Origin of the sequence: Streptococcus sp. GMD1S (assembly GCF_000296875.1) — a bacterium.
In the GTDB taxonomy this organism is placed as follows: domain Bacteria; phylum Bacillota; class Bacilli; order Lactobacillales; family Streptococcaceae; genus Streptococcus.
The window spans coordinates 1-1,277 of record NZ_AJQY01000145.1; the positions used below are offsets into that span (position 1 = coordinate 1).

At 42.6% G+C, this 1,277-nt stretch carries 3 protein-coding genes; 2 read left to right on the forward strand and 1 reads right to left on the reverse strand.

The window, feature by feature from the left end; all coding sequences use genetic code 11:
* Nucleotides 1-503: 16S rRNA (cytosine(1402)-N(4))-methyltransferase RsmH (gene rsmH, locus GMD1S_RS07780; protein WP_000159385.1), on the reverse strand; the 503-nt coding region annotated here is incomplete at its 3' end.
* Nucleotides 504-666: 163 nt separating this feature from the next.
* On the opposite strand from rsmH, the gene GMD1S_RS07785 reads away from it, so the two are divergent.
* Nucleotides 667-861, forward strand: a complete 195-nt coding sequence (locus GMD1S_RS07785) for a helix-turn-helix transcriptional regulator (protein ID WP_001082466.1) — start codon at nucleotides 667-669, stop codon at nucleotides 859-861.
* 15 nt (nucleotides 862-876) lie between these two features.
* Nucleotides 877-1,277: DUF3278 domain-containing protein (locus GMD1S_RS07790; protein WP_000712418.1), on the forward strand; the 401-nt coding region annotated here is incomplete at its 3' end.

Genomic DNA, 1,277 nt, shown 5'->3' on the forward strand with positions numbered 1-1,277 from the left:
ATCTGTTTAGAAAACTTATCCTCACCATACTTGAAAAAGATCCGAACCAAGTCATGATAGTCATAATGATTGACCACCTCATAGGCCGTCAGACGAGCTTCCTGATTCATCCGCATATCCAGTGGCGCATCCTTTTTATAAGAAAAGCCACGCTCACGCTGATCCAGCTGAGGACTGGACACTCCCAAGTCATAACAAATTCCATCAATTTCCTGGACACCAGCCTCCTGCAAACGTGCCTGCAAATGACGGAAGTTATCCTTGATAAAGGTTACCATCCCCTTTTCGATATAGGGTGCCAACCGTTTTTGCGCATTGTCAATGGCATTCTGGTCCTGGTCAAAGGCATAGAGATGCCCTTTTTCGCTCAATTTACTTAATAAATATTCGCTATGGCCTGCTCCGCCCAAAGTCGCATCAACGTAGATACCGTCAGGTTTTACGTCAAGCATATCAATCGTTTCATGAAGCAAGACCGTTACATGATGAAATTCTTTTGTCATATCTTATCTATTTTACCACAAATCTGACCAGCTTGCACTTGTCAGACAAGGCTAAGTTTCTTCGAAAAAAATTCTCAAAAAAAATGTCGTATATACTTGACACGCTATCTCCAAAAGAATATACTATAGTCAAATATATACGACATATCAGAAAGGAGCCCCTATGAATCGTGTGAAAGAATTCCGCAAGGAACTGGGCATTCCCCAGCTCGAACTCGCCAAAGATATCGGTGTCTCGAGACAGACTATCAACATGATTGAAAATGACAAGTACAATCCAACCCTGGAACTCTGTCTCAATCTCGCCCGCAGCCTCCAAACTGACCTCAATAGCCTCTTTTGGGAAGACGATTTTTAAAAAAGGAGCAAACAAATGAAAAAAGAAACTCTCACTGAAAAACTTATCAAACGTACATACGGCATTTCTGGCCCCCTTGACGAACACAAACGGCGCGAGGCCGATCGTATCGGGAATCAAGTCTTTATTGTTCTCTTTTATCTGATGATATTTGGCAACCTCATCCCCTTTGTCCTTGCTTATAAATACCCGCAAATTGTCGCTATCGGTTATCCTCTTGTGGTGTTTGGCATTTCGATGATGGCTGCCCTCTATGTAGTCTCTCAAACCAAGAAAACGGGCATCACAGCTATTGATCCCGAAATGCTGAGTCAAAAAGAAAGTAAACAACTACATTTTCCGGGTCTAAAAGCCGGTCTAATCTATGGCATGGGCATGTTCTTTGGAATACCGCTTCTGAATGTCCTAACCGATGA

Excerpts from the sequence above, each read along its gene's own strand:
- GMD1S_RS07785 (WP_001082466.1), top strand. The coding sequence starts at position 667 with ATGAATCGTGTGAAAGAATTCCGCAAGGAACTGGGCATTCCCCAGCTC.